Origin of the sequence: Hasllibacter sp. MH4015 (assembly GCF_020177575.1) — a bacterium.
In the GTDB taxonomy this organism is placed as follows: Bacteria; Pseudomonadota; Alphaproteobacteria; order Rhodobacterales; family Rhodobacteraceae; genus Gymnodinialimonas.
The window spans coordinates 1,413,193-1,428,469 of the sequence record NZ_JAHTBK010000001.1 but is presented as its reverse complement, the minus strand read 5'-3'; the positions used below and the strand labels follow the sequence as shown (position 1 = coordinate 1,428,469).

Below are 15,277 nucleotides of genomic sequence, written 5' to 3'. Positions count from 1 at the left end.
AGAGACAGGGCGCTTAATCCTTGTGCGTTGCCCCCTTCGATAGGGGGGCGATAGACGGAAGACAAAGTGGTGGCGTCCTCTATTTGCACGGAAAAGTGCGTTCGCACAATAATTAGGCGTTGCGCCGCAAAAAACACCAGATGCATATCGGATTGTGCGTGGAATGAGCCTCGCATATCACGAAACCCATGGATCAGCGCCCCGAAAATCTGACCGCCGTGATCGTGGCCGCCGGACGCGGCACACGCGCCGGTGGGGACGTGCCAAAGCAGTGGCGCGCGATAGCGGGACGCAGCGTCGTGGAATGGACCGTTTCGCAATTCACGGCGCATCCGGCCGGGATTGGTGTGGTGCTGGTTATCCACCCCGATGATGCAAGTCGTCTGGACGGTCTGGAGCTGCCGAGCACCCTGCGCGTCGTCCATGGTGGGGCGGATCGCGCGGCATCGGTCAGGGCCGGTCTGGCGGCATGTCCGGAGGGGATCGTCCTGATCCATGATGTGGCCCGGCCCTGTGTTTCGCCTGAGGTAATCTCCGCCGTGATCGACGGCGTGCGCCGCCACGGGGCCGCGGCCCCTGCCCTCGCCGTGACAGACGCGCTTTGGCGCGGCTCAGAGATCGTGGAAGGCACGCAGGATCGCGGCGGGCTTTGGCGTGCACAGACGCCGCAGGGCTTTGGGACGGCTGCGATCATCGCGGCCCACGATGCGTTCAAGGGCGCGCCCGCCGATGACGTGGAGGTGGCGCGCGCAGCGGGGATCGAGGTGGCGATCGTACCCGGGGACGAAGCCAACCTGAAGATCACCGGACCCGAGGATTTCGCGCGGGCGCAGGCGCTGTTAAGAGGGGACAAGATGGATATTCGTGTCGGCAACGGATTTGACGTGCATCGCTTTGGCCCCGGCGACCACGTGATGCTCTGTGGCGTGGCCGTTCCCCATACCCGCGGGCTACAGGGCCATTCGGATGCGGATGTAGGCCTGCACACGGTCACGGACGCCATCTATGGCGCATTGGCGGAGGGGGATATCGGCACCCACTTCCCGCCAACCGACCCGAAATGGAAAGGCGCGGAAAGCCATATTTTCCTGACCCATGCCGTGGATCTTGTGGCCGAGCGGGGATTTTCAATCACGCACGCCGACCTGACATTGATCTGCGAGCAGCCCAAGATCGGGCCGGTCGCGGCACAGATGCGCGAGAGGCTCGCCGATCTGCTTCGCGTCGACGTGGCCCGCGTTTCCGTGAAGGCCACGACCAGCGAACGCCTTGGCTTCACGGGCCGGGAGGAAGGCATCGCGGCTTTGGCCAATGTGACGTTGGTCAAGACATGACGCGTCTGATTGCGACCTTCGGCGGCGTCGGCCTGCTGCGCCCTGCGCCCGGCACCTGGGGCAGTCTGGCGGGGCTTGTTCTGGCATTCCTGCTCCACATGGCCGGGGGCTTCGCCCTGCTTTTCATCGCCACCCTCGGCGTGACAGCGTTGGGCTATTGGGCCATCGCGCAGGAGGTCGGCACGTCGGAGGACGACCCTTCGGAATTCGTGATCGACGAGGTCGCGGGGCAATGGATTGCCCTTTGGCCCGTCTCCCTTGGCGCGCAGCTCACCGGTTCGGACATCCTGGCGCTCTATCCTGGCCTGATCGTCGCCTTCGTGGCCTTTCGCGCATTCGACATCCTGAAGCCCGGGCCCGTGGGATGGGCCGACCGGCAACACGGCGCGTTTGGCATCATGGCCGATGACGTCATCGCGGGCTGGCTTGCAGCCATGGTCGTGGCCCTCGCCGCCGTTCTTGGCCATTTGGTGTTTCTATGAGCGCGGCCGATGTTCTGGACGCCTTGCGCGCGCGGGGCTGGTGGCTGGCCACGGCAGAGAGTTGCACCGGCGGCATGATCGCGGCGGCCTTGACGGATGTGGCAGGCTCCTCCGACGTATTCGACCGGGGCTTTGTCACCTATTCCAACGCCGCCAAGACGGAGATGTTGGGAGTCCCCCCCGACCTGATCGCAGAACACGGCGCGGTGTCGGAAGACGTCGCCGCCGCGATGGCCGTCGGTGCGATGACGCTGGCCCATGCCAATGTCGCGGTCTCCGTCACCGGTATCGCGGGCCCAGGCGGGTCCGAGCACAAGCCCGAGGGTCGGGTGTGCTTCGGCCTGTGCGTCGCGGGCAATACCTTCACCGAGACCGTGGAATTCGGTGCCGTGGGCCGCGCTGAGGTGCGTCGCAGGACGGTGGATCATGCACTGTCGCTTGTCCTGAACGCCGCCAATCCGAATACGCCCTGAAATCAGGCAAACCCGCCCGCCACCCGCACATTTTTCAAGCAGATTTGAATCTGCCCAAGGTTTCAGCGGCAAATCCCGTTCCTGCCTCTTCAAGTGGCACCTCGATCCGGCTTTGAGGCGGAAAACGAGGGAAGGGAGACCATCATGGTTGGAGCCGACACAGCCTGGATCATCGTCGCAACGGCACTGGTCCTGTTCATGTCATTGCCGGGTTTGGCGTTGTTTTACGGGGGGCTCGTGCGGTCACGCAACGTGTTGAGCGTGTTCATGCATGTCTATGCGATCGCCTGCCTGATGAGCCTTCTGTGGCTTGCCGTTGGCTATTCCATCGCCTTCGGTCCGGGCGAAAGCGGCTATTGGGGCGGGTTGGATCGCGCCTTTCTGACCGGTGTGGACACCGACACCGTGTTCGGCACCCTGCCCGAGGTGCTGTTCTTCGCTTTCCAGATGACCTTCGCGATCATCACGCCCGCCCTGATCGTCGGCGCCTATGTGGAGCGGATCGGCTTTGGCTTCGTGCTTCTGTTTTCCGCGATCTGGATGCTCGTCGTCTACGCGCCGGTCGTGCATTGGATCTGGGGTGGCGGAATGCTGTCCGATGGCGGGATATTGGGAGAGATCGGGGTCCGCGATTTCGCCGGCGGCATCGTCGTCCATGAAACCGCCGGTCTGGCGGCGCTGGTGCTTGCTGTGATGCTGGGGGCGCGCAAGAACAACACGACCCCGCCGCACAATCCGGGCATGGTGATGATCGGGGCCGCGATGCTGTGGGTGGGCTGGTTCGGCTTCAACGGCGGCTCGCAGCTGGCCGCCGATGGCGGGGCGGCGATGGCGCTGACCGTCACCCATATCTCTGCGGCGGCCGCCTCGCTCAGCTGGGGCCTGTGGGAGCGGGTGAAATACGGCAAGGTTTCCCTTGTCGGTGTCGTGACGGGTACGATTGCGGGCCTGGCCTCCATCACGCCGGCAAGCGGCTTCGTTGGCCCCGTCGCGGCGCTGATCATCGGCTCGGTCGCCGGTATCCTCTGTCAGGAAGCCGTGACCCTGATCCGCAACAAGGCGCGCATCGACGACACGCTCGATGTCTTCGCCGTCCACGGCGTCGGCGGCATTTTCGGAACGATCATGATCCTGTTCTTCGCAAGCGACGTAAGCGCGGTGGCGCAGTTCGGCGGGCTGGCCATCGTGGGCGTCTACACGATCGTGTTGACCTTCGTGATCGCACGGCTTGTTGGCCTGATTACGCCCCTGCGCGTGGATGAGGAGACGGAGGTCAATGGCCTCGACCTCAGCGTTCATGGCGAGCGGGCCTACGATATGAGCTCGTAGTCTCCTTCCTTCACGAGCGTAACGCCCGGCCCATCCGGTCGGGCGTTAATCCCGGATCATGCCAATTTGTCAGGCGGTTGCCGCCCCTGCCCCGTAAAGCGCCTCCGCGCGCGCCTCATAGGCCCGGACGATCCGCTGCATGGCATCCATGAAGAACAGGCCCGCCGCCCCTTGCAGCAGGCGGTTCTTGAACTCGAAATCGACATGGAAATGGACGCGGCACCCCTGCTCCGCCTCCTCGAACACCCAATTCGACACCAGGTGCTTGAACGGCCCGTCGACATATTCAGTGTCGATCTTGCGGGCCGCGTCCTTCAAGACCACGCGGCTGAGGAACTTTTCTCGGAACATCCGGAAACCCACCACCATATCGGCCAGCATCAGACGGTGGTCGCCTTTGTCCTCGACCGATCGGATGCGCGTGGCGATGGTCCAGGGAATGAAATCGGGATATTTCTCCACATCTGCCACAAGATCGTACATCTGCTCGGCCGTGTAGGGCAGCACGCGGGTCTCTGAATGGGTTGGCATCTTGGCCTTTCGCCTTTTCCCTTTTCACTCCATGTCATAAAACGACAGGAACTTTTCAAGGTGCCTGAACGGCTTGGGGGCGATATGGCGCAGTTGGGTTACACCGTGGATCAGATGATCTCGGCCAAGAGCATCGCTGCCCGGATCGAGGCGCTGGCGCGCGAGATCGAAGCGGCATTCGCGGGTACGGACAAGCTGGTCGTGGTCGGTCTGTTGCGTGGGTCCTTCGTGTTCATCGCCGACCTGGTGAGAGAGATTGACCTGCCGGTGGAAGTCGATTTCCTTGAAGCGTCCAGCTATGGCAATGAAATGGAAAGCTCCCGCGAGGTGCGCATTCTCAAGGATCTGCGTGGCGAGATCCAGGGCCGCGACGTGCTGGTGGTTGAGGATATCGTCGATACCGGCCACACGTTGACCCATGTGGTCGGCCTTCTCAATCAGCGGAAACCGAACCGGCTGAAGACCATTGCGCTGCTCAACAAGAAGATCAGGCGGGAAGTCGACATTGAAGCCGATTGGATCGGCTTCGAAATCCCCGACGAATTCGTCGTGGGCTACGGCATTGATTACGCACAACGAAATCGAAACCTCCCCTTCATCGGCAAGGTGCGCATGGGCTGAGCCGCCCGCGCCCGCGCTGTGACATGGCGAACACCCGCCCCTGCAACCGCGCACCGTGAGTTGAGTTGACGTGGCGTCATTGCCCCGTACCATCGGAGTGTGACGACCACGTCCAGCCCAACGCCCGGAGAATGTGCCATGTCCCTGCCCAAATCCATCACCACGATCGCGCTCACAGGTGCGATTGCAATATCCGCCCTCGCCCTGACAGCGAACGCCGAAGGCCACGGGGCGAACCCGGCCGTTGCGGCGCGCCAGGGTCATATGCAGGTGATGAGCCTGAACCTCGGCATTCTTGGCAACATGGCGCGTGGCAATACGGAATACGATGCCGACATCGCGCAGGCCGCGGCAGACAATTTGGTTACGATGGGCGCCGTCAATCAGCGCTTCTATTGGCCCGAAGGGACGGATAGCGAATCCATTGAAGGCACCCGCGCCCTGCCCGCGATCTGGGAAGATCAGGCCTCTCTGATGGAGATTGCCATGCGTTACGGTCCCGCTGCCGAGGGACTATCCGCCGCCGCCGGCCAGGGGCTTGATGCGATGCGCGCGGCCATCGGCCCGTTGGGGGCGGTGTGTGGCGATTGCCATGAGAGCTTCCAGGAAGAGCGCTGAGCCTGCACCCATGGGCCCGGTCCCCCGAAGATGAAAGGCCTGCTGCGCCTCATCCTCCTCCTCGCGCTTGTGGGCGCGGGGGTGGCGTGGCTGGTGACGCGCCCCCGGACAATCAGCGACGCCGAAGTTGCTGGGCTGAGCGGGGACGCCACGGCCGGGGAGGCGATCTTCTGGGCCGGGGGCTGTGCGTCGTGCCATGCAGCGGAGGACGCAAGCGGTGACGCGCGCCTTGTCCTGGGCGGTGGTCAGGCCTTCCCAAGCGATTTCGGGATGTTCCGCGCGCCCAACATCTCTCCCCATCCGGAACACGGGATCGGCGACTGGACCCTCGCCGAATTCCTGACCGCCCTGCAAAACGGCATCAGCCCCGAGGGCGAGCATTACTACCCCGCCTTCCCGTACACCGCTTACCGCCTTGCCGATCGACAGGATCTGGCGGACCTCCATGCTTTCATGATCACGCTTCCGGCGAGTGACGCGCCCTCCCTCGCCCACGAGGTCGGCTTTCCGTTCTCCATCCGTCGGGCGGTCGGATTGTGGAACGTCCTTTACCTGCACGACGATTTCGCCGTGACCGGTGATTTGTCGGAAGAGGAGGCCCGTGGTCGCTATCTCTCCGAGGCGTTGGCCCATTGCGGGGAATGCCATACGCCGCGCGGGCCGCTGGGGGCCGTGGATCGGGAGCGATGGCTCCACGGTGCGCCGTCGCTGACCGGGCCGGGGACGATCCCGGCGTTGACCCCGGATGAACTGACATGGTCGGAGGATGAGATCGCGGCCTATCTCAACGATGGCTTCACGCCGGATTTCGATACGGCGGGCGGGCACATGCGCTCGGTGATCGACAATTTCTCGAACCTGGCCGCATCGGATCGGGCCGCCGTGGCGGCCTATCTTGGGATCGTCCCCGACGCAGGCCGCGCCGGGGACGATTAGACCTCAAAACTGCTGAAGCAATTGGGCGGACCGGGCCACCGCGGCGCTGCGGTCTGCATCGCTCATGTTCACACCGATATCGGCGCAGTTCTGGCGATATTCGGCCTGGGTTTCGGCATCATCCTCCCGCTCGGACGCGAAGTGACACCACGCCAGGCCCTCGACCGGGTTCACCGGCTGGTTGCTTGCATCGGTCAGGATGTAGGCGAGGTTCTGCGCCCCCAGCGTGTGACCACCCTGTGCCGCACGCAGGTAGAGGTCTGCGGCGGCCGGCACGTTGACCGGTGCGCCAAGCCCGCGTTCGTTCATCACGGCCAGATCGTTCATCGCGCCCAGATCGCCCCGGTTCGAAGCATCGGTCAGAAGCTCCCGCGCGCGTCCGAAATCGACCGGACCGCCGACGCCGTCCCAGTAGAGGTAGGACAGGTTGACCGTCCCGCGCAGGTTTCCTTCCGCATGGGCGTATTCGTAAAGTGCGCGCGCGCGCGCGCCATCATCGGGCACATCCGGGTCGCCGTCATTCAACAGGCCGGCCATGTTCATGTGCCCGCCGACGGAGCCGCCCTGAATGGCGACCTCGTACCAGGCGGCGGCCTGCGGATTGCTCGGCTCCACGCCCGGCGCGCCGTATTCCAGCAGCAGGCCAAGGTCGTTGGCGGCGGAGGCGTCACCCATGTTGTAGGCGGTCTGGTACAGCTCCACCGCGCGGGCCACGTCGTGATCACCGCCGATGCCAAGTTCCAGCATGTAGCCGAGGATGCGCATTCCGCGTGTATTCTCCACCAGCACGGCGCGTTCGCCCCATTGGCGGGCGATCACGGGATCGGTCTGAAACCCGGGGCCACCGTTCAGGTAGAGGTTGGCGAGGTTCGCGGCGGCATTGGGCTCGTTCCGATCCGCAGCTGCCTGGTAGAGCGATACGATGGCCGGCCAGTCCTGCGGACCCAGCAGACCTTCTTCCTGCATCAGGGCGTAGTTGTTCTGGGCGAACTGGCTGCCCCCGGCAATGGCCTGGAGGTAGAGCTGCTCCGCCCGCTCGGCATCGACGGCCTGGCCAAGGCGACCAAGGTGATAGACGCGGCCAAGATTGTTCTGGGCGGCGGACGATCCACCAGCCGCAGCGCGCGTGTAATAGTCGAACGCAAGCGCCGGGTCGCGGGGGAAGCCTTCCGCCCCGTCATCGAGAATATTGGCGAAAAGGTTCATCGCCCGTGCATCACCGGCCTCGGCCAGCGGTTGGACGATCTGGCCTGCCAGCGACAAATTGCCGGCGTCATAGGCGTCAAGTGCCTCGTTGAATGATTGCGCCGCCAGCGGCATCGCAAGCCCGAAGGCGAGACCGGCAGCAAGAAGAAAAGAAGGGGAACGTGTCATATAATTACCTTTCGAAAGGGGCAGAGAGGTTTCTTTTTCTCGAACCTAGCCCGACTTTTCCGATCCGCGAAGTGCGGATTTCCGGTAATTCACAAGTTGGTAAGACCTATTGACCCGCGAGTTTCGCTAGCCGGTTCTCCCGCAACCGCGCGAAATCGTCGCCCGCGTGGTAGGACGAGCGGGTGAGCGGCGTGGCCGAGACCATCAGAAAGCCCTTGCCCCATGCGGCCTTCTCGTAACCGGCGAATTCCTCGGGTGTGACGAAGCGGTCCACGGCGTGGTGCTTGGGCGTGGGTTGCAGGTATTGGCCGATGGTCAGGAAGTCGATATCCGCCGCACGCATGTCGTCCATCACCTGATGGACCGCCTGCTTGTCTTCTCCCAACCCCACCATGATACCGGATTTGGTGAAGATGGTCGGATCCATCTCCTTCACCCGCTGGAGCAGGCGAAGGGAATGGAAATACCGCGCGCCGGGACGCACTTCGGGATAGAGGCCGGGCACCGTTTCAAGGTTGTGGTTGAACACGTCGGGCTTGGCATCCACGACGATCTGCAAGGCGTCGGGCGTGGACTTGATGAAATCGGGGGTCAGGATCTCGATCGTCGTCTCGGGCGCGCGGTGGCGGATGGCGCGGATGGTCTGTGCGAAATGCTCCGCCCCGCCATCGGACACGTCATCCCGGTCGACGGAGGTGACGACGACATGGTTCAGGCCAAGCTTCTGGACGGCATCCGCCACCCGGCCCGGCTCGAACACATCAAGCGGTTCCGGCGGCTTGCCGGTTGCAATGTTGCAAAATGTGCAGGCCCGCGTGCAGACCTCCCCCATGATCATCATGGTGGCGTGGCCCTGGGACCAGCATTCACCCACGTTGGGGCAGCCCGCTTCTTCGCACACCGTCGTGAGCTTGTGGTCGCGCATGATACGTGCGGTGGCCTTGTACCCCTCGCCCACGGGGGCCTTCACCCGGATCCAGCTCGGCTTTTTGGGTTGCGGATTGTCGGGGCGGCGCGCCTTTTCGGGGTGGCGCTGCTCGGGGATTTTCAGGTCGCGCATGGCGAAGGCTCCGGCGTCTTGCATCGGCCCTATGTAACCCCTTGATCGCAAAAGGTCACGGGGGCGGAATGGCACAGCCGCCATGCGGCCCACGCAACGCTGGGATCGACGCAGTTTCGCGCGCCCTCGCCTATTCTCAGTTGCCGGAAGACGAGGCCACGACGTTGAGACCGCCGTTGCGCGGGACAGCCGATGAGAATGTATTCGTCGCGATCGCCCCGTCGGCCAAAGCCTGGAAATACGGCTGGCAGGCTGCAAGCACCTCTGCCGAAAAATGGGCCGGCCCCACCATCATCACGGTTTCACATTGGGGATTGGCGGGCACACCCTGGGCGGCCACGGGCAGGGACAGGCCGACAAGCGCGGCGGGAAGGATAAGGGACTTGGTAGAGGATCGGGTCATTTGGGCATCCATTGTATTGCACATCGCGCCACGGCACCGGGGCGCAACGCATTGGTCAAACCGGAAGGCGGCCTGTAAACCGATGGATGCGAAGAATATGAACGACATTGTCAAAGCCCTGGGCGACCGACACATTTTTCAACGTTAGCAGCGGGTTAACGCATGTGAGGGATGCCAACACAACGCCTTTTGCACGATGCCGCCACAATTCCCCGCCGCGACATCCGTCGTAAAGGCGAATCTCATCCCAATGTGGCCGGAACGAACCCGTAGCGTTCCTCGTAATGGGCCAGAAGCCGTTGCAGCCCGATCTTGAGCACCACCTTGCCGGAGCGCGCCGACCATCCCAGCCGCTTTTCCGCCGATTCCAGCCCCTCCAGAAAGCAGCAGACGCGCATTACCACGTCGGCCAGTCCCGGCCCAAGATCATCCAATGCGTCCGAGACGCGTTTGCGCGCCTCGCGCGGGCCCTCGGCCAGTCCCCCGTCGGTCAGAAAACCGCCCCGGTCGCCACCGGTCAGGAAGCGGTCCCAATTCTGGCCGACACGTGGGCCCATCTGCGCGCGTTCGAAATCTTCCCGCAGCCTTTCACCTGCCTGCACGAGCTCAGGCCCAAGGAAAGGTTTGCCGTCCGAGCCCTTACGCCGCGCCAATCCTGCCAGCGGCGATTCCGACAGGTTCACGCACATGACCTTGCGGCGGCCATCGTCGCCCGCCACCGCGCGTTTGCCCCATGTCGCGTGTTGCCCCTGAAACGCGCTTGGACCTTCGGCGAACCCGGCACTCGCCATGCGTTTCTTGCGATCTTCTTCCAACAGGCGTTTCAAAGCCGACTTTCCGGCCACCGTGATGGCATAACGCGCGATGCGGCCCGACTTCGTACACGAAATCCAATCCTTGATCGCGAAGGCCTGGGCCACCCGGCGATCCACGACCGCCGTGCGGGTCTGGTCCCCATCGGCGCCTTGCCGCAGCACGACAGCCTTGTCCATGTCCTTTGCCACGGCCAGGACGGCCCCGGTTTCGCACAACCGGCGAAGGATGCGCCGTGCCTCTCTGGTTATCAACGCTTCGTCGTGAAGGGGCGTTCGTATAGGGGCCGTCATCTGCCGTGTCTCCTTGAGATCTTTATGCGCCGTTGTCGCGACGCTTTGATTAAAACGCGCAAGACTGCTGAGTGCCTCATCCACCAGGGGATCGTCTCGCCGGGATTCGACCAGACGCACCCGACGCGAAATCGTCGAGGCCGCCTGACCGGAGCTTTTCGCAATATCCCTCAAGGAGCGGCCTTCTGCTGTATGGGCCAGATATTGCTGCGTTTCCTCCGGAACCCAGCCGGGAAATTGGCGGGCACCGGCGGCGGAAACCGCGCGATCGGCTGATGCAGAATTTGTCATGGCGCAAGGCCCCACGGATTGCGAAAGAACGCCTGCGAAAGTCCGCCGTATTGATTACTGAATGGTTAAAATCTGTGGATAAGTCGAAAATTGTTTCCAATCCGTAAACAGACAGCAAAGCACCGCGCGCAGTGGCGGTAATTCGCGCAACACCCCTTTGGGCCGGGTCAGACTGTCGAGCGATAGGCAGATACCGAAGGGGCTTCGCAATGACGGATTTGACACAACAACTCAGCGAGATGCGGCGACCGGGATTGTTGGTGCGCGCGGCCACGCTCGCATGCGACACAGGCGACGCGCATCGGCGCGCCAAGCGCCGTCCGGTCAGCAAACTGCTGGCGGAGGAGGAGATGCTGAACGCGGCCCGGATGGGCGGCGGCATGGGCTATTCCCCGACGCGCCACGTGCAAGTGATGAGCGCGATCCTTGCTGCCGCCCGGTCGGTGAATTGACCGGGCCAAGGCGGTCGCGTCCTAGATGAAGGCGTCCGGCATCGCGGATTTCTTCTCGGCGATATAGGCGCGCAGGGCTTCGTCCACCGCCGGGTCAAGGTGGGGCTGCTGGTAATCGGCCAGCATCTTTTCGACCTTGAGCGCCGCAAGCTCATAGGTCGACCGCGCCCCATCCTCCGACCAGGTCTCGTAGGGTTTGTAATCCAGCACGCCGGACCGCCAGAACGCGGTCTGGTAATTGGCCTGGGTATGCGCACAGCCCAAGAAGTGCCCGCCCGGCCCGACCTCGCGCAGGGCGTCCATGGCTTGCGCGTTTTCGTCGATCTCAACGCCCGCGGCCATCCTGTGCAGAATGCCAAGCTGGTCGGCGTCCATCACGAATTTCTCGGGGCTGGAGGCAAGGCCCCCTTCCAACCAGCCGCAGGAATGCAGCATGAAGTTCACCCCGGCCAGAAGGCCCATGTTCAGCGAATTCGCCGTCTCGTACCCTGCCTGCGCGTCAGGGATTTTAGATCCGGTGAACGATCCGGCAGATCGGTAGGGAAGACCAAGCCGCCGGGTCAATTGCCCCATACCGTAAGTGATCTGAGAGGTCTCGGGCGTGCCGAACGTGGGTGCGCCGGAATTCATGTCGATCGACGTCACCATCGCCCCGAGGATCGCAGGCGAGCCCGCACGGACGAGCTGGCTATAGGCCACGCCCGCCAGACCCTCGGCCAGGCATTGGGTCAGGGTTCCCACGACGGAGACAGGCGCCATCGCCCCGCCCACGATGAACGGAGAGATGATGGAGGCCTGGTTGGCAGCCGCGTAATGTTCCAACGCGCCCATCATTACGCCGTCGAATGTGAGTGGAGAATTGATGTTGATGAGCGACGTCATCACCGTGTTCGCGTCCACCACGTCCGCCCCGAATAGGATCTTCGACATCTCGATCGAATCCTCGGCCCGCGACGGTTCCGTCACCGAACCCATGAAGGGTTTGTCACTCAGCGACATATGGGCATAGAGCATGTCCAGATGACGCTTGTTGACAGGGACGTCGGTCGGCTCGCACACCGTCCCGCCGGAATGGTGCAGCCAAGGCGACATGTAGCCCAGTTTCACGAACATCTCGAAATCCGCCATCGTGGCGTAGCGGCGGCCGCCTTTCAGGTCGTGGACGAAAGGCGGGCCATAGACGGGCGCAAGGACGAGCGAATTGCCCCCGATCTCCACATCACGGGCGCGGTTTCGGGCGATCTGGGTGAATTTCGACGGGGCGGTTTTCACCAGCTCCCGGGCCAGTCCACGGGGAATGTGCACCCGCTCGCCCTGCACATCGGCCCCGGCGTCCCGCCACCTTTGCAAAGCGGCCGGATTTTCGACGAACATCACGCCGATCTCTTCAAGCACCGTTTCGGCGTTGGCCTCGATGATCTCAAGCGCCTCATCGTGGAGGATGTCGAGGTTGGGGATCTTGCGCTCGATGAAGCGTGCCGTTTCAAAGCTAACAGCACTGCGGCTGGCCCTGCGCGCGGCGCCGCCGCCGCCCCGTGCCCGCCGACGCCCGCCCGTATCTGCTTCCGCTTCGCCCATGACATCATCCTCCACCGGCGTGAATTTCATGGCTCTCACTACCCCGTGGGCCCGAAGGGCCATCGCCGGTGTGCGACATGTGTGGGGCGGATGCGACATGGGGCTGGGTGGGGTGAGGTATGCCGCTAAGGATTGGTGTCCGCGGAACGGCAGGCTTGCACCTTGTGGCTTGAACAATCTGGCCGAGATCGGCCGGCCAATATGGATCGGACCTGTTGCGAGGTCGGCGGATACGGCGGGTGGCGTGTCTCCGTAAGCCAGATGCTGCGCGATCCCGAATGCCGGAATACTGGCGAAAGTCGGCCCTACCGCGGTGGAGCTGGCAGATTTCACTTATATCGCGCAAGTCTTGCCGGGCGCAAAGCGCGACCCGGCGATGCTATCCTCGCGCGCCTTCGCCCCCATCAATTAGGCCCGCGCGCCCAGGGGGCTTGCACCCCCATGCCCCGCGCCGTAATCGACGTCCATGAACACCAGCGCCGTCCCCGACCCCGCAAACCATGAACGCCTGCTGATCATCGACTTCGGGTCGCAGGTCACGCAATTGATCGCGCGCCGCCTGCGCGAGTTGAACGTCTATTGCGAAATCCACCCCTATCAGAACGTGGACGATGCCTTCATCTCGTCGTTCGCACCCAAGGCGATCATTTTCTCCGGCGGTCCGGATTCCGTGGTTCGGGACGGCTCGCCCCGGCCCCCGCAAGCCGCATACCAAGCGGGCGTGCCGATCCTGGGGATCTGCTACGGCCAGCAGGTCATGATGCAAGACCTTGGCGGCGAAGTGCATGGCGGCAAGATTTCCGGCGGCGGCGGCACGGCGGAGTTCGGACGCGCATTCGTGGAGCCGACAGGCGCGCTCGACCTTCTGACCGGCTGGTTCGGCACGCCGGAGCAGGACGGGCGAGAACAGGTCTGGATGAGCCATGGCGATCACGTGGCCAAGCTGGCGCCGGGCTTCGAGGTCTTTGGCACCTCCCCCAATGCGCCCTATGCGATCACCGCCGATGTCAGCCGCCATTTCTACGCGGTGCAATTCCATCCGGAGGTTCATCACACGCCGAAGGGCGCGAAGCTCTACGAGAATTTCGTGCGTCTGGCCGGATTCACCGGCGACTGGACGATGGAGGCGTACCGCGAACAGGCCGTGGAAGCGATCCGCGCGCAGGTCGGTACGGCCAAGGTCATCTGTGCGCTGTCCGGCGGCGTGGATTCCTCGGTGACAGCCGCGCTCTTGCATGAGGCGATTGGCGATCAGCTCACCTGCGTGTTCGTCGACCACGGATTGTTGCGCCTGAACGAGGGTGAAGAGGTCGTGGAAATGTTCCGCGATCACATGAACCTGCATGTCATCCACGCCGAAGAGCAGGAGTTGTTCCTGGGCGAGTTGGAAGGGGTTTCTGACCCCGAGACGAAGCGGAAGATTATCGGGCGGCTTTTCATTGACGTCTTTCAGAAATACGCCAATCAGATTGAGGGCGCGGCCTACCTCGCCCAAGGCACGCTTTACCCCGATGTCATTGAGTCCGTTTCATTTTCCGGCGGCCCGTCGGTGACGATCAAGAGCCATCACAATGTCGGCGGCCTGCCCGAAAAGATGGGCCTGAAACTGGTGGAGCCCTTGCGCGAACTCTTCAAGGACGAGGTGCGCGCGCTGGGTGCCGAACTGGGCCTGCCCGCCCATTTCATTGCCCGCCACCCCTTCCCCGGCCCCGGCCTCGCCATCCGCTGCCCCGGTGAGATCACGCGCGCCAAACTGGACATTTTGCGGCAGGCGGATGCCGTCTACATCGACCAAATCCGCAAGCATGGGCTTTACGACGAGATTTGGCAGGCCTTCTGTGCGATCCTGCCCGTGCGCACCGTGGGCGTGATGGGCGATGGGCGGACCTACGATTATGCCTGTGCGCTTCGTGCCGTGACATCGGTCGACGGTATGACGGCGGATTATTACCCGTTCAGCCACGATTTCCTGGGCGAAACCGCGACGCGCATCATCAACGAGGTGCCGGGGATCAACCGCGTAACCTATGACATCACGTCAAAACCGCCGGGCACGATCGAGTGGGAGTAAGGCATACCGGTCGCCGCATCGGGCGCATCGTGCAGGGGGCGGCGATTGTCTATTGCGTGACGCTTCTTGTGGTGCTGGCCGTGGAATGGGCATGGCCGCGCAGCGCACCCCAAGGCGTTTCCGCCGATACGATCATCTGCCTGGGCGGCGGTGCGTCGGACGGGCGTTTGTTTGCCAGCAGCCGCACGCGGGCGGAACGGTGTGTGGAACTCTACTTGGCGGGTGCTGCGCCCCAGATCGTGTTCACTGGCGTTCAGGCCGCGGAGCCCATGGCGGACCTCGCCCGGGCATCTGGCGTTCCGGCCGAGGTGATCCTCGTGGAGACTCAAAGCCGATCCACCCTTCAAAACGCGCTGTTCTCCAGCCGGATCATGACCGGGACGGAGGATGTCCTCCTTGTCAGCAGCGCCTATCACCTGCCGCGCAGTTGGCTGACATTCCGCCTTATGGGGTATGACCGGGTGACGGTCATCGCCGCCGAGGGGCGATCCGATGGGGCGCGTCCGCTCTTCCGGGAAGCCCTCGCGATCTGGTTCAACGCCGCGCGCTACGGGATGTGGCGCTTCGCAATCGCGATGGGCCTTGGACCCGCCGACGACCTGTTGATCTGAGGTACCC

Annotated in this window: 16 protein-coding genes; 10 read left to right on the top strand and 6 right to left on the bottom strand. The window is 63.4% G+C overall.

Translation table 11 applies throughout. From position 1 onward, the window contains the following. Positions 1–188 precede the first annotated feature (188 nt). The 4 genes from KUW62_RS07470 (at position 189) to KUW62_RS07455 (ending at position 3,618) form a co-directional block, all read left to right on the top strand. Positions 189–1,334 carry a bifunctional 2-C-methyl-D-erythritol 4-phosphate cytidylyltransferase/2-C-methyl-D-erythritol 2,4-cyclodiphosphate synthase gene (locus KUW62_RS07470; protein WP_224814869.1) on the top strand — a complete coding sequence of 382 codons (1,146 nt, stop codon included), beginning with the start codon at positions 189–191 and terminating at the stop codon, positions 1,332–1,334. Continuing rightward, a complete protein-coding gene (locus KUW62_RS07465) occupies positions 1,331–1,816 on the top strand; it encodes a phosphatidylglycerophosphatase A (RefSeq protein ID WP_224814868.1) in 486 nt (161 codons plus the stop codon). Before KUW62_RS07470 ends, KUW62_RS07465 begins: the two co-directional genes overlap by 4 nt. Further along, on the top strand, positions 1,813–2,289 hold the full coding sequence (locus tag KUW62_RS07460) for a CinA family protein (protein WP_224814867.1): 477 nt from the start codon (positions 1,813–1,815) through the stop codon (positions 2,287–2,289). The genes KUW62_RS07465 and KUW62_RS07460 overlap by 4 nt, the downstream gene beginning before the upstream one ends. Positions 2,290–2,433: 144 nt before the next feature. Continuing rightward, positions 2,434–3,618 carry an ammonium transporter gene (locus KUW62_RS07455; protein ID WP_224814866.1) on the top strand — a complete coding sequence of 395 codons (1,185 nt, stop codon included), beginning with the start codon at positions 2,434–2,436 and terminating at the stop codon, positions 3,616–3,618. Between the two features lie 69 nt (positions 3,619–3,687). Here the strand turns inward: KUW62_RS07455 and KUW62_RS07450 are convergent, their stop codons facing one another. Further along, positions 3,688–4,149 (bottom strand): type II toxin-antitoxin system RatA family toxin, encoded by a 462-nt coding sequence (locus KUW62_RS07450; RefSeq protein WP_224814865.1) that lies wholly within the window; start codon positions 4,147–4,149, stop codon positions 3,688–3,690. Between the two features lie 84 nt (positions 4,150–4,233). On the opposite strand from KUW62_RS07450, the gene hpt reads away from it, so the two are divergent. The 3 genes from hpt (at position 4,234) to KUW62_RS07435 (ending at position 6,324) form a co-directional block, all read left to right on the top strand. After that, positions 4,234–4,770, top strand: a complete 537-nt coding sequence (gene hpt / locus KUW62_RS07445; RefSeq protein WP_224817064.1) for a hypoxanthine phosphoribosyltransferase — start codon at positions 4,234–4,236, stop codon at positions 4,768–4,770. A 138-nt stretch (positions 4,771–4,908) separates the two neighbouring features. Further along, positions 4,909–5,388: a cytochrome c gene (locus tag KUW62_RS07440; RefSeq protein WP_224814864.1), complete on the top strand. Its 480-nt coding sequence runs from the start codon at positions 4,909–4,911 to the stop codon at positions 5,386–5,388. Positions 5,389–5,418: 30 nt separating this feature from the next. Beyond that, a complete protein-coding gene (locus KUW62_RS07435; protein WP_224814863.1) occupies positions 5,419–6,324 on the top strand; it encodes a cytochrome c in 906 nt (301 codons plus the stop codon). Positions 6,325–6,327: 3 nt separating this feature from the next. Here KUW62_RS07435 and KUW62_RS07430 read toward each other — a convergent pair whose 3' ends face one another. The 4 genes from KUW62_RS07430 to KUW62_RS07415 all read right to left on the bottom strand — a co-directional run bounded on the left by KUW62_RS07430 (position 6,328) and on the right by KUW62_RS07415 (position 10,558). Beyond that, complete coding sequence (locus KUW62_RS07430; protein ID WP_224814862.1) at positions 6,328–7,698, bottom strand: tetratricopeptide repeat protein; 1,371 nt, start codon at positions 7,696–7,698, stop codon at positions 6,328–6,330. A gap of 106 nt (positions 7,699–7,804) precedes the next feature. Beyond that, on the bottom strand, positions 7,805–8,758 hold the full coding sequence (gene lipA, locus KUW62_RS07425) for a lipoyl synthase (protein WP_224814861.1): 954 nt from the start codon (positions 8,756–8,758) through the stop codon (positions 7,805–7,807). 136 nt (positions 8,759–8,894) lie between these two features. Continuing rightward, positions 8,895–9,161 (bottom strand): hypothetical protein, encoded by a 267-nt coding sequence (locus tag KUW62_RS07420; protein ID WP_224814860.1) that lies wholly within the window; start codon positions 9,159–9,161, stop codon positions 8,895–8,897. A gap of 242 nt (positions 9,162–9,403) precedes the next feature. After that, a complete protein-coding gene (locus KUW62_RS07415; RefSeq protein WP_224814859.1) occupies positions 9,404–10,558 on the bottom strand; it encodes a DUF6456 domain-containing protein in 1,155 nt (384 codons plus the stop codon). Positions 10,559–10,767: 209 nt separating this feature from the next. Here KUW62_RS07415 and KUW62_RS07410 point away from each other — a divergent pair, with 209 nt between their 5' ends. Then, positions 10,768–11,010: a DUF6477 family protein gene (locus KUW62_RS07410; protein WP_224814858.1), complete on the top strand. Its 243-nt coding sequence runs from the start codon at positions 10,768–10,770 to the stop codon at positions 11,008–11,010. A gap of 21 nt (positions 11,011–11,031) precedes the next feature. On the opposite strand, the gene KUW62_RS07405 is transcribed toward KUW62_RS07410, so the two are convergent. After that, positions 11,032–12,588, bottom strand: coding sequence for a trimethylamine methyltransferase family protein (locus KUW62_RS07405; protein ID WP_224817063.1), 1,557 nt, complete (start codon positions 12,586–12,588; stop codon positions 11,032–11,034). A gap of 466 nt (positions 12,589–13,054) precedes the next feature. On the opposite strand from KUW62_RS07405, the gene guaA reads away from it, so the two are divergent. Both guaA and KUW62_RS07395 read left to right on the top strand, forming a co-directional pair. Next, positions 13,055–14,659 carry a glutamine-hydrolyzing GMP synthase gene (gene guaA / locus KUW62_RS07400; RefSeq protein WP_224814857.1) on the top strand — a complete coding sequence of 535 codons (1,605 nt, stop codon included), beginning with the start codon at positions 13,055–13,057 and terminating at the stop codon, positions 14,657–14,659. Then, the gene (locus KUW62_RS07395) at positions 14,650–15,270 is read left to right on the top strand and encodes a YdcF family protein (protein ID WP_224814856.1); all 621 of its coding nucleotides are present in this window, start codon (positions 14,650–14,652) and stop codon (positions 15,268–15,270) included. The genes guaA and KUW62_RS07395 overlap by 10 nt, the downstream gene beginning before the upstream one ends. The last annotated feature ends 7 nt before the right edge of the window (positions 15,271–15,277 follow it).